Genomic DNA, 23366 nt, shown 5'->3' with positions numbered 1-23366 from the left:
TGGTGCGTTAGTTCAGTTGGTTAGAATACATGCCTGTCACGCATGGGGTCACGGGTTCGAGTCCCGTACGCACCGCTTCAATAAGAATAAACCTCTGAGAAGTGACTTCTCAGAGGTTTTCTTTTTATATCCCTCCTCTCCCACATTTTTCAAAGCCGTTTTGAAATGATTAAGCAACTCTTATTCACATAGTAATCAGTTCATTGATTGAAATAATTCTGGCTCAGGCTGCAAAACCACCCTTACTACAGATATCTGTAACAGGAATGATAGGGTAAAAGCAAAGGGAAATATCATTTTGGGACGAAGCCTCACCCTCCAATAATCACAAATATTTACATAACATATTTCACTCCAGAAAACTCCGTCATTTTCTGTTTCTTCAGTTCGTGTCTTGTCAGGCTCTTGCCTGCTCCGTAGTTTCTTCGGTGTTTCTTCGGACGTTCTTCGGACATTCTTCGGTCCTAGGGAGTGGAGTTTGTCCGAAGAACGTCCGAAGCCGAATAGGCCCTGGTAGGGGTGGGACAGGGAGCGGATAGGAAGGAGAGAACGGAAGCAGAAAAAAGGGATCTCTTCACCTTGATTTGCCGGCTGCGGGAAAGAGAAATGAAAATATCTTACATTTGAAGAAATATGTCTGTCTTAATGCCACTTTTAGGCTCGTTGGCAATCCGGCAACAGAACCAAATACATGTTTTATTTTGTAGGGCATACCCTGGTGCAACCGCCTGTTTGCATGCCGGCAACCGACATTCAGGTTGCATCAGAATGAATTCGAGGGTGTGCATTGATGAATGCACACCCTCATGAGTAATCACACAAATCATCCTTAAATGATTTTTCTAATTATTTCAAAACAGTTTCTTAATCAGATAAAATCCGCATTCATCCGTCTAATCGCGTCATCCGCATGCCATGACGAGAAAGCGCTGTTGTCAGCCGGCACTACCAGCTGCCATGCTCCTGCTTATGCTCTAGGAAATCAGCCTCGCGGTTGCATTCGCCCCGGTATTCCCATTCTATTTCATCTACATACTCCTTGCCTTGATGGGAGACAACCGCACGTAGCACGTTCTTGCCGTCAGCCAGCAACACCCGATCGAAAAGGTAGTGCACATCGGTATATCCCTTCCGCACATCCGTCAGCTCCCGGCCATTGAGATAGACCTTGGGGGTACCGATGTTGGAATAGACGGTCACCGAAGTCTCTTTCCGCTCGCGCAACACGTTCCGTCGTTGCGTCAGATAGAGAACAGGCTCTTTGCTCCAATTTGCTTTATACCAGAAGTAGGAATCTTTCTTGATTTTGCGGTCGAAGGTCATCAGGCCCTTCATGTTACGGGCGGGCATGCTTCCACGATTAGAGGTGGGGACGGCAAAGTCGAACATGTTCCACAGGTAAGAGGCAAGGATATACGGATGCCGGGAGATGACGCTCCATTGGTACTCGTGGGTCTTGGTCTGGAAGGTCTCCGGATAGAAAGGAGAAGTCCAGTTCAGAGCATCGCCCAGAATTTCCGTCTGATGGTCGATGTTGGCATCCGCACCATACTCCGTGAGCATCAGGCGCTGCCAGGGGTACTCCTTCTCCATCTTCTCTATCCAGGGCCCAATGTCCTGTATCTTCCGCTCGTACCAACCAAAGTAGCGATTCATGCCCTGTATGTCAGCGTTTTGGTTGACGGGATGGTCGGCATGCCCGTAGCCGTTGACCGACACCGTGTAGCGATCCGGGTCTTCCAGCTTGCAGAGGTCGTGGATGGATTGCGTCAATGCCGCCGTATATCCGTGCGGATGATAGACCTCGTTGTGGATGCCCCACACGTAGATAGAGGGGTGGTTGAAACTCTGTCGGATGAGTTCACGCATCTGCTGGTGGGCGTTGTCCCACTCCTGTCCGGTGACGCGGTTGACGAAGGGAATCTCCGCCCAGATAATCAAACCCAAAGTGTCACAACGGGAATAGAGGTATTCGGACTGCTGGTAGTGGGCGAAGCGGACGGTCGTGGCGCCGATGTCCATGATCTGCGCCAGATCGAAGTCGTGCTCCTGATTGGTCAAGGCGCTGCCCAGTCCCCACCAGTCCTGGTGACGGGTCACACCGTGCATGGGGTGCTTCTTGCCGTTCAGGAAGAAACCTTTGCCTGCCACCGCCTCGTACTTGCGAAGCCCCAAGGGCTGAATGACCTCGTCCACCACGCGGCCGTCCTGCATGAGACGCGACACCACCTTATAGAGGTAAGGGTCTTCACGCCCCTGCCACAAGCGGGGATTGTTCAGCTTGAATTGCGAGGCATGGCTCTGCACGCCTTGCGGGGTGAGTTCAAGGGATTGACTGTGGGTTTTCACCAGCTTGCCGTTCCCATCGTAGATGGTGTTCTCGAGAGTGAGCGGAACGGGAACCAGCGTGGCGTTGTCCAGCTTCACCTTCACAGAGACCTCGGCGGATTTTCGGGAGACGTTTTTCTGGGTGATATATACGCCGGGTGAGGCGCAGTCATCCACCACAATGTTGCAAGGCTCCGTCACCACCAGCCATACCGGACGATACATCCCTCCATAGACCCCGAAAAGGACATGGTTGGTAGGAATCACGTCGGGGCGTGCCGTATTGTCCGCCTTCACGATAATTTCATTCTCTTCGCCGAACTTCACCTGCGAACCAATCTCGCAGGCAAAAGCAGAATAGGCACCCTTATGTGTCCCGACCAAGTAGCCATTGACATAGACTTCGGCACACGAACCCACTCCCTCGAAACGGAGAAAGAGGCGCTTGCCCTTCAGACTTTCGGAGAAGGTGTGTTTCTTACGGTAGTAGCCCACTCCCTCGTAGAAGGCAGAGACCTTCTTCTGCATGTCATCCGCATTCCAGGTATGGGGAACGGTCACTTTCTGCCAACCGGCATTCCACTTTCCGGCAGCCTGCATGGCATCTTGGGAAAAGGGACCTTTCTTGAATTCCCAGCCGGTGTTGAAGGAGGTCACTTCGCGAGCGTTAAGCTTGCCGCAGAGTGCGGACAGCAGCCCGATGAGCAGCATAAAAAAGATATTATTTCTCATATTTCAATTAAAGATATTCAACTTTCAGTACATAAATCGGGAAGGAATGGCTGCGACGTATTCCTTCAATCCTCAGTCCATCCTCGGTTGCTTTCCAATCGACAGATTTACCATTCTCCAACAGAGTCACCTCATGTATGCCTTCTGTCTTGCCTGCGAACGAACGCAATAAGAAAGATTTCTCCGCCGAATGACGGACAATGGCGAATACTGTATTCCCTTTTCGGGTGTAACGCACATCGGGTACCACCTCTTTCGGAGTGCCATCGTATTCGGCATCGTGAAAGGCCTTCTGTTCCACGTTCTCCACCGCATCTGTCAATGCTTCCCCATATACATGCCATGGAGATACGGCATAAATGGATTCGCCGTTTCTTTTCAGCCAATCATGGAACGCATCCAATCCGGGTTTGGTTAATTCCGGAAAACGTCCCAATTGATTGGGACCGATGTTGAGTAACAGATTCCCTCCCTTACTCACCACATCCACCAAATGACGAATCATTACATCCGGCTTCTTATAATCCGTGTCAAATTTATTATATCCCCAATTTCTACCCATCGTCATGCAAGCCTCCCAAGGGCGTTTGATGATGCCGGTTGACAATTTCTGTTCCATTACTACGTAGTCACCCATGCCGTTCCCGATACGGTTGTTTATCAAACAACCGGGTTGCAAGGAATGAATCAGTTCACGCAGTTCCGCACTCTGCTGCTTGTTCACCATCTCGAAGGTATCAAACCAGAGTATGGCAATCTCGCCATAGTTGGTGAGCAGCTCCCTCAGCTGGGGTTTCACTTTGCGTTCCAGGTAACGTGGCAATTGCTTGGCGTCTTCATCCGGATAATCCCAAGTATTGCTCCGTCCGGCTTTGACCGGCCAGTTGGTAGGCACATCCGGGTCTTCCCAATCCCGGCCCAACGAGTAGTACAAGCCTAAACGGATGCCCTCCTCTTTGCAAGCCTCCGCCAATTCTTTCAAAGGATCTCTCCCGAAAGGGGTGCATTTCACGATATTATAGTCACTGCAAGCCGATCGGTACATGGCGAAACCGTCATGATGTTTGGTCGTATAAACAATGTACTTCATGCCTGCCCGTTTAGCCGCTTTCACCCATGCCTTGGCATCAAAACCCACCGGATTGAAATCGTCTGCTATTCTGGCATACTCTTTCAAGGGAATCCGCTCATACAGCATGAAGTGTTCGCCTCCCTGCACAGGATGTCCTTTCCACTCTCCTGCCGTTTGTGAGTACAAGCCCCAATGGATAAACAATCCGAACTTCGCCTCTCGAAACCAGGCCATGGCAGCCTCGTGGGCGTTGTGGGCGGCCAATGAAGCCATCCGGTATATCTGGCACCCTGCCAGCAGGAATGCCCCTACTCCATAGACTTCGGTCATCTCGCGAGTCACCTTGCGCGGGTCGGCACCGATAGGTTGTACATAACCCAGCTTGCCATCCGGCTCCACGGCATCTACCAGCGCCTTCCATCCCTTCTCAATGACAGGCATGAACGCCTTCCTGTCGAGCAAGCCTTCGTTCACCCCATAGGCCAAAGCATAGACGATGAAACCCGTAGCACTGGTCTCCGGCGAGGGATAGGAAGCTGGATCGAGCAGGCTGGCATGCCAATAGCCGTCCGCGCTCTGCAAGCCTGCCACACGGGTAGCCAGTTCCACAAACAATTTCTGGTAGAAAGCGCGTGAAGGCTCTTCGGCGGGAAGCGTTTGCAGGATTTCTGCCAGTCCACCCAGCACCCACCCGTTGCCGCGTCCCCAGAAGACTTTCTTGCCATTAGCCTCCTGCTTGTCAAAGTAACGGCGATCTCGGTAGAAAAGGTGTTCTTCCCGGTCGTACAGATGCTCGTAGGTAGCCTTGTACTCTCGGTTCAGAAAGTCCAGATAGCGTTGGTCATGAGTCAGCGCATAGAGTTTGGCATACACCGGGGGAGCCATAAACAAGGCATCGCACCAGGACCAACGATCCAGAGTCTCCAGATTGCCGTAGTCTAACGCCAAAGGCACTTCCGAAGGGTTTTCCACCACCCAGTTGGCACGTGCCATCACAGGGGCTATCATCTTCTTGTTGCCATATTTGATATACAGATCGATGAATGGCTGCCCCACGGCAATGAAATCGGCATGATACATCCACTTGCCCACCTGAAAATGGTTGCGCTTGCCAATGCGAAGCAACCATTGAAAATAGGAGTCGTCGGCATTTTCCTTCTCGGTCAGTTCTGCCCAGTCCAGCATACCCATGTAGAGTGCGGCATGCGTCCAGTCCAAGTCGTCATGCTCCGCTCCTTTGTTGGGATTTGCAATCTGCCAGTCGGCCACACGCTTCATCACAGACTTCACGGCAGCCCGTTGGAAGGGCTGCCGCGCATCTGCAAACGTCACAAACGCAAAGAAGAAAAAGAGAAAATATAACTTCTTTGTCATAAAATATATAATTAATTAAAGGTTAGTTTTTTTAGTTGTTAAGAGGGGGGCAGTTGACAAGTTAATGAGGCTACGAGGAGGTTTCAAGACAGGCAGGCTGAAAGCCCTTATAGACCCATTAACTCATTAATTATCAAGTCAATGCTTCACGATATTTATCGGTGGTGCTCTTCTCTTCCTCTACCTGCAATTTGATGACAAACGGGGCACCGGGATTCTTTGCCGGCATATCCACATTATATTCGTTGCGGGCAGTCTCTTCCACACCCACCTCTTTGCCGTTCAATAGGACGGCCTTCGTTATTTTGATACCCTTCGGAGTTTTCACCATTAAATGTCCGGAATAGGGCTGGTTGAAGACTATCATATAGACATCCTTTTCCTTGCGGGTGTAATAGCCCCATGCCTGCTTGTCCCAGCCGGCATAGTCGCAGCCGTAGATACATGCGCCGTTCTCCTTCATCCATTTGCCGATGGCATCCGCCAGTTCCTTTTCTTCGGGACGAAAGTCACCATCAGGTTGAGGTCCGAAGTTCACCACCATGTTTCCTCCCATGGAGACGGCATGCACAATGCGTTCAAGCACTTCCAGTGGAGTCTTGACATAGCTCAGGGACCAATCTTTGTGATAACCCCATTGGTTTTCGGGTACCGTCATGCAAGCTTCCCAGTCCCAACGGGTCACCTTCAGGTCCTTCACCGGATCGGGCAAGCGACGCTCGTAGCCAGACTCGTAATCGCCCATCAGGTGACCGTTACTATCGAAGTGGCGCTTGCCGTTGTCATCGGCACGCAAGCGGCTGTTGATGGTCACGCCGGGCAGCATCTCTTTCAGCATCTGTTCCACATGAGCCGTCCACCATCCGTTCTTCTTGATGCTGGCGTCCCAGGTTCCGTCAAACCAGAAATCCTTGACGGTTGGATAACGAGTGGCAAGTTCTTTCAGCTGGTTGTCCGTAAATTCCAGAAAGCGAGCAAAAGCGACCTCATCCTCCGGCGACTTGATGTCATACCTGTAGTCTGGATGGCTCCAGTCCATTACTGAGAAATAGAAGTGCACGTCAATGCCTTCATCGTTGTAGGCTTTGACCAATTCGCCCAATATATCTTTTTTATAAGGTGTTTGTGCTACCGTGTACTGCGTGTATTTGCTGGGCCAGAGGCAGAATCCCTCGTGGTGCTTGGTGGTAATCTTGACATATTTCACGCCCATCTTCTTCGCCATCTTCGCCCATGCTTTCGCATCGAACTTCTTGGGGTTCCACCGATCCATCAGCGTGAGCCATTCATCTGCCGGTACCTTTGCCCATGCCTTCAGCCATTCGGCTGCTCCGTTGTACATTTTACCGTTCCACTCTCCACCGGGAATGGCATAGAGTCCCCAATGGATAAAAGCCCCCAAACGATTATCGCGGAACTTCTTCATATCCGCATCCTGACGCTTGCCCAAGCGGTCGGCCCCATACTTCAAAGAGACTTCCTGCTCGGCAGGCAACAAACGTTTTGCATCTTGCGCATATACGCTTCCAAATATTCCTAAGGCTAATACAGCCGTTGTTAATAATTTATTCATGATATTACTTTTATTTATCCGGTACAAAAGAAGAGAATTCTCTCCATAATCAATTACTCAAATCTCCAATTATTTTATCAGAATCGTTTTGTTTACGCTAAAGGCCTTCTTGAATAATGGAGTAAAAAAAGAGAGTGGCAAGGAACTGTTTCCTGCCACTCTCTATGATTCAGGCCATTATCAGTATGCAGGACTTATTTATCGGTTTCCGCTTCAATCCATCCGGGATTTTGTACCAAATTCGGATTGAGGCGTATCTCCTCTGCCGGAATAGGCCAAAGATAACGATAGTCGTGCCACGGAAGACATCCCTTGATTGTCTGTTTATACGGACTCTTGGGATAGCAGATGATATACCCTTCATCATCCAGATAGACATCTTTGCCGATGGTAATCTTCGCCGCGCTTCCACCGTTCAGGCGATCGGTGTGAGAGCCATCATACAGTGCCTGCATCTCTTCCGTGAACTTCATTCCCCGCAAGGGCACAGTGAACAGGTTACCGGCTTTCCACCGCATCAGGTCTTCGTAACGGCGATTCTCCATAGCCAACTCTACACGACGTTCGCGACGAATCTCGCGCAACAAGGGAGATACCGTGTAATCCAGCTTCTCTCTGTAAATCTTATCCAGACGAGGGTCTGCCGGTTCTTGCCCCACCATCAGCTTGGCCGTAGGATAAGCATTAAAATCATATCCGGCACGTTCGCGCAAAGCATTGATAGTCATATCGACTTGTTGTTGCGTCAATGTCCCATTCAGTTCATACTCAACCTCCGCATACATCAGCAGCAATTCGCCGTAGCGAAACTCAATGGCTGCCTGTACACCCTTCGTAACCGCATCGTTTTCTATCTGGTCGCCCATCCAATGTTTGATAAAACGGTATCCGGTCACCGTAGAACCGCTGCTGCTATACGAGATGTTAGGATATTCAATGCCGTTAGCCAAATCTACCGAACCATTCTTATAAATGGTAACGTATTCACCCGGACGACAAACCGTCTGCGTCAGACGTGGGTCACGATTGTCCAGCTCTTTCCACATGCCATATCCCTTAAACAAGGGATTCACTTCGTAGTTTCCTTCGGAACCTCCCACATAAATGGGACGGCCATCCGCACAAAGATATTCCTCCAAGAAGCCACGGGTAGCGCCCATTGCCTGACGGTTCGAGTTGTTCTGGTCATAATAGCGTTGGAAAGCATGTCCATATTCATCCGGTATATAAGTACGTCCCAAGATGACTTCCGGATTATCGGAGAAGGCATTGGCCCCTTTCACGGTAAACATTTTATAATAGGAGGTCTCTCCGTCACCCCGGTATAAAGTGTATTTTCCGAGCAGTGCCTCGCAAGCGGTCTCACACTCCTTTAAGAATTTACTGCCATCCAGCCCCAATTCGGTGTGGTATTTGCGGTAAGTTCCTTCAAACAGGCAGATACGCGCTTTCAGGAAATTCGCTATATCCTTATTCAAACGTCCGCTTTCCTCTTTGCCCTTTTCAGGCAATCCTGCCACAGCCTTATTGATGCAAAGCAAGATGGAGTCCATCACTTCGGCTCTAGGTGTCCGGGGCATATAGAGTTCTTCCGAATCTGTATTCAACTCTTTGGTAATCCAAAGCACATCACCGAAAATCATCACTTTCCGGTAATACTCCCATGACTTGAAGAAATAGGCCTCACCCGCATATTTATCCAACGTCTCCTTCGGGAGGTCGGCTCTGTTGTAGTGTGTCAGGAAATAATTGACATTACGCAGGTCGCTCCATACCCATCCATTGTTATTTGCTCCTGAACCGGTAGGAATCCTGTTGTTCTCGCCCAATTCGGAAAATTCATTTCCGGTACGGACCGCGTTATCGCTATATACATCCCCATAAGCCAATGGGCTGCCTTTTACGGGCAGAGGATACAGGTAATTGCTATCAGACCACCCGCTGTAGTGTCCCTTAATCCAGGTGGGATAAAATTTATTCAAGAATAGCTTCAGGTCATTTTCTGAAGTCCAGAACGCATTGTCGGTCGGCACATCCAACGGATAGCGTTCCATAAAGTCATCGTTACATGCATGGAGCGAAGCTGCCAGCCCTAAGGCATAAATATAATGTTTTAGTTTCATTGTCTTATTGTATAGATGTTATTAAAAATTAACTTGAACGCCCAAAGCGACGGAACGCATCATCGGATAGGCAGATTGTATAGATTCCGGGTCGAATACATTGGGCACACCCGAAATCTCAAACAGATTGTAACCGGATAAATTGACACGCACCGTATTCAACGATATCTTACGGACTAACGCTTTCGGCAAAGTATAGCCCAAAGACAAGGTCTTCAAACGTACAAATGCGGCGTTATACAGATAACGGGTATTGGTAGTCAAGTTCTGCCCGCGGCCATACATGTGATATTTGGCATTGGTGTTCTCGGGAGTCCATGAGTTCTTGAACGTATCATAGTTTCCTGCGGAATCGCTGCCACCGAAAAGCATATTGTTGTTGATAAACACGTCGCGTTTTGCCACCCCCTGGAAAAAGACGTTCAGGTTGAAATCTTTCCAACGCAGGTTGGTATTCAATCCGAAACGGAAACGAGGAGTGCTGTTACCAATCACACGCAAGTCGCCATGATTGTAAATGGTATTCTCGCCATTGCTGACTTTTCCGTCGGGACCCGCGTCCGACTTCTTATCATCATCACCCGGCTTTCCACCCAAATCGGCGAACTTCAAATCACCCGGATACCAAGTGCCGCTTATGTTCGTCTGGCTGGGGCCATTCAATATATATTTGCCATTTTCATCCACCGTGAAATCCTCTTCCTGCAAAATGCCCAGACACGTATATCCCCATATTTCACCCATCTTCTTGCCATTGTACAAAGTAGATAAGGACATGTTCGGATTGCCATCGAATCTCTTCACCTTTGTCATATAATCGGAAAGAACGAAATTCACGTCATAACTGAAATCCTTGTTGACGCGGTCACGCCATGTCAGGCTCATCTCCCAACCATTCGTCTTCAATATACCGGAATTTTTCTTCGGGGCGGAAGCTCCCAATACGGAAGGATATTTATCAGCCGCCATCAGAATGTCCTTGGTCTCACGTGTGTACCAGTCGAAAGTGAAGTCAAGGCGGTTCTTAAAGAAAGAGGCATCCAAACCAAAATCCAGTGTTGTAGCCGTCTCCCAAGTCAACGACGGAGAAATCAGGCCGCCAGGAGAAATACCCATCGGACGTGAGCCACCCATGTTCCAAGATACGTAGCTGACATCACCAAACGATGAGATATAAGCATAATTAGCAACGTTCTGATTGCCCAACGAGCCCCAGGAACCTCTTACTTTCAAATTATCCAACCAAGCTCTGGTAGATTGCATAAAATTCTCTTCCGAAATTCTCCATCCGGCCGAAACAGAAGGGAAGAACTTGAAACGGTCGGCCTTCGGGAAACGGGAAGTTCCGTCATAACGGCCGTTAAACTCAAGCAGATATCTGTCATTATAGGCATAGTTCAAACGCATAAACATACCGCGGATGGCCCAATGGCTGGCACCATCGCTTGCATACTGATTGCCCGTAGCCGAATTGATATAGGGCAAATCGGCATTCAGAATACCTTCCGCCTCGGCACCCGTTTCACGATAGGTGTACCATTCCTGGTTGAAACCAACCATAGCACCTATATCATGCTTGCCGAACGTATGGTTATAGTTCGTATAGGCATTAATCGTATAATAATCGGAATGAGTCACCTTTTCTTCCACACGGGAAGGATCGGTATGGGTCTTAACGATAGAAGTCCAGTCATCGACCACGTATTCACGGGTGGGAATCACCGATTTCTGGAAGTACTCGTTCGGCACGTATGAAAGTTCCGCCTTTACAGTCCATCCTGGCATCAATGTCAAGACAGGTGTCACATTAAAGGAAGAATTCGTACGCTTGGTCACCCGATTGGCTCCATAGGCCAACCACCCCAAGATATTGTCCGTCCATGCATCCGGCTGAGGATCATCTGCAGAAGTCTTGATCGGCGAACAGATATTACGGCTGACCTCTCCCATCATGGCTCCCCACAACGTACCCTTTTGGGGATTGAGGTAAGGTTCGTCATAATTCGTTGTGTTATAGCTAATTTTTGTTCCGATTTTGAACCATTTGGTTATCTCGGTATCCAAACTTATCAACCCATTGAAGCGTTTCTGCACATCCGTATTAATCTTATACATACCTTCTTGACGCTGATAGCCCAAGGAGATGTAATAAGTAGTTTTCTCACCACCGCCTTTCACGCTCACCGTATGCTTCTGCATGGGCGTCCAATCTTTCACAACTTCGTCGTAAGGATTCATGCTACGCACCCACGTAAACTTAGAATTACTGCCTTCCGAATAAATCCATGCCGGTGCATTTTCCGGGTCATCTCTCCAAGCCTTCTTGGCAGCCAATACTTTTTCGTTCCAAGTAGATACTGTGCCACCCGTCCATTGGGTCAGCTGATTGGCAGCCAACTGAATGGTATAGGCATCCATAATATCCGGTCGGTGTGACGGGGTGTTCCATTGCATGTCAAAGTTGTATGTGACATTGGGCTTTTGGTCTTTCTTACCGCTTTTCGTTGTTACCAACAGAACACCATACGTGGCGCGAGCTCCATAGATAGCAGCAGAAGCAGCATCCTTCAACAACGAAACGCTCTCTATATCCGAAGGATTCAGCATACCCAAATAAGTATCATCCATCTGTACTCCATCCACCAGAATCAACGGGCTTCCATTCTTTATTTCCCAATTACCCTTGCTGTCCTGTCCCATAGATGTACCACCACGCACATTGAAACTGGCCACCGAATTGGGAGAAGCGGAAACTGCGGAAACATTCAGGTTGGGGATAACTCCTTCCAGTGCCTGTCCGATGCTTCCCACCGGCTTGTTTTCCAGCACTTCACTGCTGACTGAAGCCACGGCACCGGTCAGGTTCACCTTCTTCTGCGTACCAAAACCTACGACCACCACTTCGTCCAGCATCTCAGAGTCTTCTTGCAACGTAGTCACAAGACCCTGTTTAGCCTTTACTTCCAAATCCTTATATCCTATATAAGATATCTTCAAAGTAGCACCGGCTTTTACATCCAGTTGATAATAACCGTCCACATCTGTAATCACCCCTTGGGTGGTACCAACCACCAGCACATTAGCACCGATAACTGGTTCACCGGTAGAATCTACAACTTGCCCTTTAATAAGGGAGCCACCGCTTTGCTGTGCCATCATCCATGTGACAGCGCAAAACAAAAACGATAAAGTAATAAAATACGTTTTAATTTTCATTTTTAGATTAATTTTTAAAGAATTGTGTTTTCTGATTGTTTAAGCAAGACTTGTCTGTTTGTTTTTCTTCACTACAACTTTACAGTATTCATAGGCGTATTTGATTTAGTTAAACGAATATTTTATCCACCGCAAAAGTAGCCCACCGATACAAAATACGTTTACCTTAATTAATTTACATTTTACTATAATCGGTAAAAGTATTAAAAAAGATTAAGGAAATAGAGTAAAATAGAAAAGTAACCTATTGATTATAAACAAATAGACGCACGCGACAGGATTTTCATGTAATCCAGTCACGTGCGTCCATGAAGATTCAGAAGAGCAGGTTATTTTTTATGTCTGGCGGCAAAGGCTGTGGGAGTTTCACCGAATGTTTTCTTGAACGCATTGGTGAAGTACGGCTGGCTTTCAATGCCCACAGACATCATCACCTCTTTCATCGTCATATTTTCTTCTATAATCAGACGAGCCGCCTTGCGCAAACGACAATTCAAAACAAATTCCACGACAGACTTTCCGGTCAGTCCTTTCACCTTGGTGTACAATTTACTACGGCTCATGCCCAGTTCTACAGCAATGCTATTGACATCCATCTGCGACTGCTCCATGTGAGTCTCCACAAACTCTACAAACTGCTTCAAGAATTTATTATCCTGATCGGTCGTAGCCAACTCACTGCTGTCTGCATAATAGTTCTTTGCATAATGCTCTTTCAGTTGTTGCCGGTTCCTAAACACATTCTGTATTGAGAGTTTCAGGTAAGTCAGGTCTATCGGTTTTTCAAAGTAAAGGTCGGCACCAGAGTCCACTCCCTCTATCTTGCTCTCCAGACCGGTCTTTGCCGTCAGCAGGATGACTGGAATGTGGGAAGTAGCCACATTGCCCTTGATGTCGTTGCACAGCGAGACTCCGTCTTTGCGGGGCATCATGATGTCGCTTATCACCAAATCGAATTCCAGATTTTCCATCTGCTTCAACGCCTCCATGCCATCACCGGCCTGCATCACCTGAAAGTCTTCGGACAGGGCTTCCGCAATCAGAATCCTCAAGTCTGTATTGTCCTCCACAATCAGAATCTTTCTGGCACTCGAGGGCACTTGTTCTGCCTGTACCACAGCCGACATCTCCTCCTGCTCCTTCCTTTCCATCGGCGAAACTTCCGGCTGTTCCGCCATGCTGCCAGATTTTCGCTTGGCAAAGTCTGCCTCATCAAACACACCGCTGTCCATCGGCAAGCACACCACCATGTCCGTGCCTTTCTCTCGTTCGCTATAGATGGATACGCACCCTTTCTGCAACAGCACCAGACTCTTCACCAGTGCCAGTCCGATACCTGTGCCTAAGTGCGAATCGGCATTCACCGTGTTCACCTTGTAGAATCGCTCGAACACACTGCTTATTGATTCGCCCGAAATGCCCACACCTGTATCGCTTACCACGATAGAGAAAGCATCTTCCATGCAATCACCCACCTTGTAGTGACCGCTCCACTGCGATGTAAAGGTCTGTCCGCGCCGGGTCTTCAGCACGATACTTCCCCCGTCGCGCGTATATTTGAAGGCATTGTTCAGCAAGTTCATCACGATTTTCTCCAGCACATTCTTGTCCACATATACCTCTGCTGGTAAAGTCTCGTCACATTCCACCCGGAAATCAATCTTCCGCTCGGCAGCATAGTCCGTAAAATCAGCAGCAAGTTCCTTCACGAAGCCGTTCACCTCTATCGGTTCCAGTTCCAACTTCATCATTCCGTTCTCCACGGTACGGAAGTCCATCAACTCGTTCACCAGGTTCAGCAGACGTTGCACGTTTCCGTTCAGTATGCGGTAGTAGTACTCTTTCAGCCCCTCGCGACGCAATTTGTCCAAAGCTGCCATAATCAAGGAAAGTGGCGTACGGAAGTCATGCGAGATGTTAGTGAAGAAGCGCAATTGTGCCTGGTGTATCTGCTCCTTCTTCTCTCGCTCCACATTCTCTTGATAAAGCAACATCTTCAGGCGCTTCTTCTCGGCATAGTGTCTGAAGACCAGATAAGTTATGCCCAGCACAGCCAACACATAGCAGATATAGGCAGGCACGCTCGCCCAAGGAGCCCTGCGTCTCACTATCTTTATCGCCGTGGGATCCCCCCACACACCGTCGTTGTTGGCGGCACACACCTCAAAAGTGTAGGTTCCTGCCGCTACCTTAGAGTACATCACCGTCCGTTGCCTTGCATTCACCATAATCCACTGGTTGTTATACCCTTTCAGCCTGTATCTGAACATGTTCTTTTCCGGAATCTGGTAGTTGTCCGCAGAAAATTCAAAACCGAAGTTAGACTCGTCATATTCCAACATGATGGTACGAAGCGAGTCGCTTTTCACATAATTGGGATGCACCGGTTTGTGGTCCACAAAAAATTCTGATATAACCGCCCTCGGCTTGTAGCGATTGTAGGATATCCGTGCAGGATCTACCACCGTGAACCCATCGGTTCCGCCGAAATAGAGCCTGCCATCCTTGCCCTTCAACACCGCCAGCGGATAATATACCTGCCCTTGCGTATTCTCACGCTTGTCAAACGTCATCAGTCGTTCGGTAGCCTTATCATAGCAGCACAACCCATAGTCCGTTCCCATCCACACCTTGCCGTCGCTATAGCAGATACTGTAAATGGAATAGACCTCTCGTTGCAGCAAGTCTTTCATCGGGATGAACTTCAACGTATTCGTATCAAATTTTATCAGGCCGTTTCCTATCGTTCCAATCCAGATATTCCCATCGTCATCCAGGCAGAAAGTAAATAGTCCCAAATACTCGGAATCACCCGGCTGTACCTTCCTGACTTCCTCCGTCTGCGTATCAAGCCTATAGAGTGCCTCGTTACTGATGGCCCACAACGTTCTCTCCCCTTGCTTCAAGATGTCAAACAGATAGTCATAATTGCCCACACTATCTAGACTAATATGCCTGAACTTCTTTTCCTTGAACGAAAGATAAGAAATCTTTGGTGCCGGATACTGATAGGCTACCCACAGCCCCGAATCACCTTCGAGCACGGTCTTCCGCACATTGTTCACCAGCAAACCGTTGTCGGTTTCCGCTTGGCCACGTCTATAGTGTGCCGTCTTCCAGCGCCCGGCATCATACGCCTCAATCCCCCCTCTAAACATCGAGACCCACAGATTGCGTTTCCCATCCATGACCAGCGATTTGATGTTGTTCGACACCACGTTCTGCCCATCTTCCAACAACCGGAACTCTCCGGTTCGTTTGTCCATCCGGTTCACGCCACCGCCTTCGGTTCCTATCCACAGATAGTCTTCATCTTCGGCAAAAGCACTCACCGGCGCATAATTCAGACTGCCGCTTCCCGAAAAGTAAGAACGAAAAGCGTTTCCCTCCTCCATATCCACGTAGCAAAGCTTTCCCGAATAGGTCCCTATCCATACATTGCCTTGCCGGTCTTCATAGATTTTCCATATCGAGTTGTTCGGCAGGCTGAAAGCATCCGCTGCCGAATGTTTGTATTCCATCATTCCATTGGTATCGGGATCGAAAATATACAATCCCTCCATCGTGCCCAACCAGACTTTCCCTCTGTGGTCCACATAAAACTCTCGCAGTCCGTTCTTCTCACATTCGGCGAAAGCCTCGTAGCGTTTTTCCACCTCAAACGAGGACAAGTCAATCTTGTACAGGCCTTCCTCGTTCACATACACCCACATCTTATCCTTCCGCGTCTGTGCAAAACGGATGTTTCTACCCGTACCGGGCAGGCGCATGCAAAGATTGAAACATTTCCCCGTTTCATTGTATCTATATACCTGCCGATAGACGAACACATATACATCTTTTTTATATACGCAAAACGGCTGATTGGCGTATGTGGGGTTCTTCCCGTCGTATTCTGGCCAATGAATCTCGCCGGTGACCGGATCGGCAAGTCCATACCGGTTGCCCCTCCTTATCCAAAGTCTGTCCTTGCCATCCATCTTCAGCAGGGCGGCATCATCCAAGACACGTTCAAACTTATCCGAAACCTGTTCGTACCGATACACTCCGTTGTTCGTGTTCACATAAAGATTCCCTTTTCCGTCCGAAACCATGTCTATGAATATCCACCGTTTCGTTGGAGCCATCTCCGCAAAGCGGGGATAATACTTCTTATACCTGTAACCGTCGAAACGATAGAGTTCGTAGTCCATCATTACCCATACAAAACCGTCGTTATCTTGTTCTATCACTTTGACGCCGTCGTAATAGAACCCACCATCGGGCGAAAGGGTCCTGAACTTGTAATTCCCTGCGGCATTCATTGCCATCCATGTACAAAAAAAGAGGCAAAGCACGGCTAAACACCTGTTTTTCATAATGATTTCTTCCGATTAAAATTAGCAGACCATCTAAATGCGGCGTTAAAGGTACAAAAAAAGATGATGAAACCTATCGGACGGCAGGCTTTATGTCTCCATAGCAGAAATCCGCATTTTTGTCATACGCCTGCGGAGCGGGATAGACCACCGTCCTTGTCTTGTCCGTTACCTGCACCATGTCTCCCGCCTGCATGTCAATCTCTATTACACCGCCTTCTCCGGAGGCCGGCGTGAACGGCACCGGTTCTCCCTTACCGTTCCGCACCTGTATGTCGGCAAGCGCCATGCCGGTTTGCAGGCGGCACAATCCGCCTTTTTCACTTTCCACCTGTATGAAAACGCTCCTTCCGTCCTGTCTGGAAGCGCTTACGAGGAACGCTCCCTTGGCACGCAGGTTGATGAACGACGCGTTCCGCCAAGCCGATGGCATGCCGTAGAATACCCGGATTTTATCTCCCCAGTCCTGCATGTAGAGTTCGTGCAGAGTAGAGACCGCCGCCATCGGTGTCTCAATGACCGGTCCCGTCTCCGCATAAAGTGTATTGGGCTTGACAAACCGTTGCAGGAACACCTCCATTTGTTCCAGGGCACCGTCCCCGTCCCCTTTGCTTGCCAGCATAGCGGCTTTCCCGGTCCGCGAATAGCCTTGGTTCCCTTTCCAGCGGTTGACGCTCAGCTCCATCCTCGGACGGTCTTGCGCGTCTTCCCAGTCCAGCAGATGATAGGGATAAATCATGAACAGGTGGGAGTAATGGCGGTGGGAGGTATCAATGAATTCGTACTTGTCGCTCACCTTGAATCCAGTCTCCTCATTGTAGGGGAAGTCCGCCAGCCTATTCAGGAAGTCCCGCCATTGGGGTAGCAGAGGGTCGTTCAGGTGATAGGTCGTGTCGATGTCTATCAGGGTCTGCAATCCCCAGCGCAGGTTGGCGAGATCGTAGGTGGCGTTGGGACCGATATTACCGGTCACGTTATACTCTGGCGAAGCGGTCGGTGGAAGTCCGTACTTCCCGTCACGTTCGGTGCGGATGTGAAAGAAGAGGTTGACCGCGGATTTCAGCAGCGGGAAAAGTCTTTCCTTCAGCTGGCGGGTCTCCCCGTATGCCAAGCAATGTTGCCAGTAATAGAACAGGGTCCAGGTCAGGTTACCCGCCTCATATTGATTCCGCTCGACGGTCGTGGCGGGGTCGAGGGGAGCGTGGAAGTCGTAGGTTGCCGAACGGGGCAGGCAGGCAGCATCCGTCCAGGTTTCTTGTCCGGCGATGTCGGTCACGTTGCGACGTAGGTTGTCGCGGTTGTTCCACAGCGCATCCCACAGAGGTTGTGCCAACTCGCCCAGATTGGCTTTCACCTGCCAAGAGTAGGTCAGCTGGATGTTCAGATTCATCCAGATGGCGGTCCAGGGAGTGTCCCATGTAGGCCATACCCCTTGCAGGTCCACCACCGGTTTGCCGGGGCGTGCGGTGGAGGCGAACTTATAGTATTGTGCCCAGTAGAAACTCTCGAACCGCTTGTCGGGGAAGGTGACAAAAGCCGCTTTCCGGTAGAAGTCGTGCCACCATGCCGTATGTTCGTCCTCCAGCTTTCCGGATGTCTGTTTGAGCCCTTTGCGGACGGTGCGCAGGGCGGAAGCCACAGCATCCTGTTCGCGGTCGGCTTGCGCCACCGTGGCCACGATGCGTCGCTTGTTGCCTTCGTACACCTCTTTCCAGCCCACAACGTATGCCCTTGCCACAGTCTGGAAGGTGGTGTCAGCCACCAGTTTCTGCACCAGCAAGTTCACCCCATCGCGGGTGTACCTTTCCGGAGCTGGGTTGGATTTTCCCTCCCGGTTCAGGTAGCCGTCGGGAGCCGTACCGTTGAGGATATAACGGGGGCTGACGGCCTCCTGGGAGACAAAGTCCCAGACGTAGTCCGCCTCTCCGCCGGACGCTTCCGTCTCGAAGACGATGCAATCCATCTTGGCGTGTACATAAGTCCGGAAATCTATCCTGCCTTTGTCCGTCCCGAACGTTCCCTGCGTGATGGCATCATAGAGGGAGAGCGTCATGCTTTCCGAAGTCACGTTGCCTTGCGTGCGTAGAGTGAAGTAACCGATGGGCAGGCGTGCCGAGTTGAAGAGGTCGTAAGGCGACCGGGCTTCGGTCACGTCGCTCCTGCCCACATTCAGGCGATAGACATTGTCCGTCAGTTTATAGAAATTAGTGCCCAATAACCCATTGCCCATGATGGCACCGGCATAATAGCCTGTGCGCAAGCGCCCGTCCATCGTAGGTTCTACCGGGTCTGCCGTCAGCCGGTCCCAGCGCATATCGTGCCGGCTTAAAAAGGCTTTCCAATCCATCTGTTCGGTTGTCACTTTGCCGGAAGCGTTCTCCCGTGCTTCCGCCGGTGCTCCCCAGACAGCCAACAGCATCAGGCAGCACACCATGTTTTTGATAGTTAAAAATCTCATCTGCAATTTGAATCTCATGCTTATTTAAATACCTGTATCTACCGGATTCTCGTCCGGAAACAACGGACTGTAGAGCACCGTCCGCTTCAACACCTGCAACTGCCCGTCCTTGACGAACTCCTCGCCACGCTCCTCCAGATGACGTACCATCTCGCCGCGCATCTCGCGCAGCTTGGCTGCATATTTCTTCTCTTTCACCACGTTCTTCAGCTCCTGCGGGTCTTTTGTCAGATCGAACAGCTCCTCTTCGCCCGTATGAAAACGCCAAACGTACTTCACCTTTCCATCAGTCAGGGCACACCAATAGTTGTCAACACTATAGCAGGTGGCGTGCTCCAGGTCTATGTACTTGCGCCATCCGGCAGCACCATCTCTCATCAGCACCGCCAGCGAACGGCCGTCCATGTCTTCGGGCACCTTGCCGCCTGCCATCTCCAGGAAAGTGGGCAGCAGGTCCCTCAACTCCACCGGAGCCTCTACCTTGCCTCCCTTAGCGAAGCCGCACGATGCAGGCCACTTCACGATGTAGGGCACATGCGCCGAACCTTCATACGGATAGGTCTTGCGCCAATGATGATGGTCGCCCAGCATGTCGCCGTGGTCCGACACGTAACAGATGAGGGCGTTGTCATACATGCCCTCCTGCCTCAGCGCCTCAATCACCTTTCCTATCTCTTCGTCCACGAACGTCACGTTGGCATAGTAGTGCCTGCGCGACTCCTTGGCATACTCCTCGCCGAAGTTGCCGAAAGCGGCGTCCTTATCGGCAGTAGCCACGTCGCAAGGTGCCGCATACACCTTGTCCTTACACCATTCGCCTACGGCAGGTGCGGGCACGTCGCGTCCTTCATACTGCTCCATCAGCCTCCGCGGCGGATCGTAGGGGCTGTGCGGGCGGGCAAAAGAGACTTTCAGAAAAAGCGGTTCGCCGTTCCCCTTGTCGTGGTTGTGTATCATCTCGCACGCCATCTGCCCGGTCCATGCCGTGGGATGCAGCGCTTCGGGCAACGCATACACTCCGCTGCCGTGGGCGTTCCAGCCGATGCCCGTCTCGTCCGGATTCTTCCCCGGTGCCTGCATCTGGAACCAGAGCCGGTAGTCGCTCACGAAGTCTTTGCTTTCCACACGTCCGCTCTCGTCCACCAGTGTGCCGTGAAAACCGTGCAAAGCTTTCTGCGGGAACCAGTGCATCTTGCCGATGCCGAAGGTGAAATAGCCCAGTTCACTCAACATGGCGGGCATCTCGTAACGATACTGATTGCCCACCCTGCCATAGCCCAACATGCCGTGATGCCAGGGCGATAGTCCGGTCAGGAGTCCCGCACGCGCCGGCGTACTGCTCGGCGTGGACGAATAGCCGTTCAGGAAGAGGGTTCCGTCCTGTGCCAACGCATCCATATTGGGCGTGACCACTGCCGGGTTTCCCATGCAGTTCATGGCGTCGCCCCGATGTTGGTCGGCAACGATGAGGATGATATGGGGCTTGACAGTCTGTGCCTCACCCGGCGTTATGTTCTCAGTCTTGCTTTGCGCGGCCGCGGTTCCGGCGGCAGCAAGGAGCAGGTTGCTCCATAAGAAATGTTTTGTCATTTTATAATGCTTATATGGTTACTTTAAGTAATGATTATACATACACAGATATACAGGACAAAGTTATTACTTTTTTTATGTCGCGCCACAGCTCATACAGATTTTATTTGATATATATCAAGGCTTTTTCATTTATAGGAGTTAAAGCCGATACTCTGGTGCATGATGCCATTGCGGAAATATCGGCTTTAACTCCTAGGCCAACTTGAGAGCGAAAGTGAAGGATGAAAAAGGATATGATAAAAATCGAAGAACACAAATTAGTTTTTCAAGATATTCTTATTAACCTGTTGGCGGAATTAAATCCACAAAGAAATAACTTCTGCGATTCCCCCTATTCCCCGGTTTGACAGACACTTGCGTCTGTCGTCTCAAACACTTGTGTCTGTCAGCTTGAACACAAGTGTCTGTCACGCTGAACACAAGTGTCTGTCAGCTTATTTTTAAGTATCTGATAACCAGTGTGTTAAAAACTCCAGGAAGCTAGCCTACGAATTAATTCCGACAACGTTTTTTTATTACTCAAATTCAACAAAACAAGTATCGGGATTGTCCTGAAAGTTAAACTTTCAAGCCAATCCCGATTCCTTTATAATTAACTAACTAAAACTTCTCAATCTTATTTTTCATTTTTTTGTCCTGTCGGCCATCCGGGATTCTGCCCAAGGTCAAGGTTCTTACTGATTGCAGAAGATGGGATAGGACGTAAGTAGTCCTTATTCGGGTCGAACGAACGACGTTCCGTCGCAAAGTTAGTATTTGCATAGGCATCAATGTATTGTTTTCCATCGGCAGCTTTGAATACGAATACCGGATTGTTACCAGCTTCAGCTGTACCACCTTTGGTAATGGCACCGTCATAACGCGGATCTGCAAAGTCGGCATCTTCCAGACGCATACCCAATACACGTTCTTTCAGTTTGTCACCCCATGCCCAACGCATCAGGTCCTGATAGCGCAGATACTCGAAACTCAACTCTACACGACGTTCACGACGAATTTCAACCAACAAAGAAGAGATGCCATAACCAGCATATTTCGGGTCCATCTCCGGATTCACCGTCAAATGAGGCATACCTACGCGGTCACGCAATACGTTGATAGTCTTATCCAGTACAGCTTGGTCGCAAGAACCGAGTTCGGCTTTTGCCTCTGCATAGCTCAGCAGCACTTCTGCATAACGGAACAACGGATAATCATGTGTTTCTTCGTTAAAGCCCTTCTTATCCTGCTCACGGATGTAGTACTTGATGGGGTGGTAACCGGTCAAGGTAGGCCATCCGTTCATATTACCGATACGTGGGAAAACACGCATTGCATGTGGATTGTCTATAAACAAAGCGGCAGCTGCATCATTGCCCGGTGCCAAGAAGGTCTGGCTCAGACGTGGGTCACGGTTCGTGAACTCCAATTCCGGAGTGTCATTGCTATAGTCATGGCTCAAAGCCACCGGTCTTGCCACACCGTCAGCGTCTACACAAAGGAAATCATCTACAAAATCCTTCGTACCGCCGTTACGCAAATTCAGCGTGTAACCACAGATACGATGACGCTTCAACCCTTCAGAGTATTTTCTATAGAAAATCACCTCATTAATAGTGCCCAAATCTTCGGTTGTGAACAGCGTAGTATAGTCATGGCTCGGGTTACCGGTATTATAGATTTCATATCCCATGCCCATCAGTTCTTCACAAGCGCTGACACAGGCATTCAGGAATTCAGACTCATCACCCAAGTTATGGTACTTTCTATAAGTACCCTCATACAAACCAATACGAGCCTTCAAAGCCAAAGCCGCACCTTTCGTCAAACGGTTAGCCCCCCAATTGTCTGCCGGCAAGTAAGAGCAAGCAGTATTGATATCATCCAAAACTTGCTTCATCACTTCTTTACGTGGAGTACGCGGACCATACAACTCTTCAAGATCGGCAGTACCTAAAGGATGTGTAATCAAAGGCACATCACCATAATTCTGCACCATATACAGATAGAACCATGCACGGAAGAATAATGCTTCACCGGCATAACGTTGCCTTATTGTTTCCGGAAGGTCTTTAGCACGCTCATAGTTTTCAAGAAATACATTGATACGACGCAGCAGAGTCCACGACCAACTGGCATAACTCGGATTTCCGCTTGGTTGATTCTCAATACCTGCCGCAACAGCACTTGCCCATGTCTGACTTCCGTCCATTGTAGCGAAGTTGTCGGACATGGCCTCCATTGAATAAGGTCCTGTTATTTTCGCAGAATAAGCATCGCTATGGAAACCTATCATGAATCTGTAAGTTCCATTATTTGCCGCTTCATTATAAATGCCATTCGCATAGGCCTGCAAGTCAGCTTCTGTTTTCCAGTAAGCTGCATCATTCAAATCGTTCGTCGGCGTACGCTCCAAGAAAGAATCGTTACATGCGGTCATAGCCAGAACAGCCATACCTGCCAATATATATTTTCCTATTGTCTTTTCCATCGTTCTTTTACTTTTTTAGAATGTCAGATTAACACCAAATGAATATGTTCTCATAAAAGGATAAAGCAT

9 protein-coding genes, 1 tRNA gene and 1 pseudogene are annotated in these 23366 nt (G+C 49.5%); 1 reads left to right on the top strand and 10 read right to left on the bottom strand.

Translation table 11 applies throughout. The annotated features are described in order from the left end of the window. Window position 1 precedes the first annotated feature (1 nt). Window positions 2-75 (top strand) — tRNA-Asp (locus K2G43_RS12170). 870 nt (window positions 76-945) lie between these two features. Here K2G43_RS12170 and K2G43_RS12165 read toward each other — a convergent pair. The 10 genes and pseudogenes from K2G43_RS12165 to K2G43_RS12120 all read right to left on the bottom strand — a co-directional run bounded on the left by K2G43_RS12165 (window position 946) and on the right by K2G43_RS12120 (window position 23297). Continuing rightward, window positions 946-3060, bottom strand: a complete 2115-nt coding sequence (locus tag K2G43_RS12165; protein WP_300155594.1) for a glycoside hydrolase family 2 TIM barrel-domain containing protein — start codon at window positions 3058-3060, stop codon at window positions 946-948. 7 nt (window positions 3061-3067) lie between these two features. Further along, window positions 3068-4366, bottom strand: a complete 1299-nt coding sequence (locus K2G43_RS12160) for an alpha-L-fucosidase (RefSeq protein WP_300155597.1) — start codon at window positions 4364-4366, stop codon at window positions 3068-3070. Window positions 4367-4399: 33 nt separating this feature from the next. After that, window positions 4400-5506 (bottom strand): annotated as a pseudogene (locus tag K2G43_RS12155) (glycoside hydrolase family 88 protein); the annotation flags it as partial. A 133-nt stretch (window positions 5507-5639) separates the two neighbouring features. Next, complete coding sequence (locus K2G43_RS12150) at window positions 5640-7079, bottom strand: alpha-L-fucosidase (protein ID WP_300155591.1); 1440 nt, start codon at window positions 7077-7079, stop codon at window positions 5640-5642. 194 nt (window positions 7080-7273) lie between these two features. Beyond that, window positions 7274-9202 (bottom strand): RagB/SusD family nutrient uptake outer membrane protein, encoded by a 1929-nt coding sequence (locus K2G43_RS12145; protein WP_300155587.1) that lies wholly within the window; start codon window positions 9200-9202, stop codon window positions 7274-7276. 21 nt (window positions 9203-9223) lie between these two features. Further along, on the bottom strand, window positions 9224-12361 hold the full coding sequence (locus K2G43_RS12140) for a TonB-dependent receptor (RefSeq protein WP_300155584.1): 3138 nt from the start codon (window positions 12359-12361) through the stop codon (window positions 9224-9226). A gap of 386 nt (window positions 12362-12747) precedes the next feature. Then, a complete protein-coding gene (locus tag K2G43_RS12135) occupies window positions 12748-16776 on the bottom strand; it encodes a hybrid sensor histidine kinase/response regulator transcription factor (protein WP_300155581.1) in 4029 nt (1342 codons plus the stop codon). Between the two features lie 73 nt (window positions 16777-16849). Continuing rightward, window positions 16850-19234, bottom strand: coding sequence for a glycoside hydrolase family 95-like protein (locus K2G43_RS12130; protein WP_300155578.1), 2385 nt, complete (start codon window positions 19232-19234; stop codon window positions 16850-16852). A 24-nt stretch (window positions 19235-19258) separates the two neighbouring features. Next, a complete protein-coding gene (locus K2G43_RS12125) occupies window positions 19259-20824 on the bottom strand; it encodes an arylsulfatase (RefSeq protein ID WP_300155575.1) in 1566 nt (521 codons plus the stop codon). Between the two features lie 619 nt (window positions 20825-21443). After that, a complete protein-coding gene (locus K2G43_RS12120; RefSeq protein WP_300155572.1) occupies window positions 21444-23297 on the bottom strand; it encodes a RagB/SusD family nutrient uptake outer membrane protein in 1854 nt (617 codons plus the stop codon). Window positions 23298-23366: the final 69 nt, after the last annotated feature.

Source organism: Bacteroides sp. (assembly GCF_029057325.1).
GTDB lineage: Bacteria > Bacteroidota > Bacteroidia > Bacteroidales > Bacteroidaceae > Bacteroides.
This window is presented reverse-complemented; position numbering and strand designations above follow the sequence as displayed.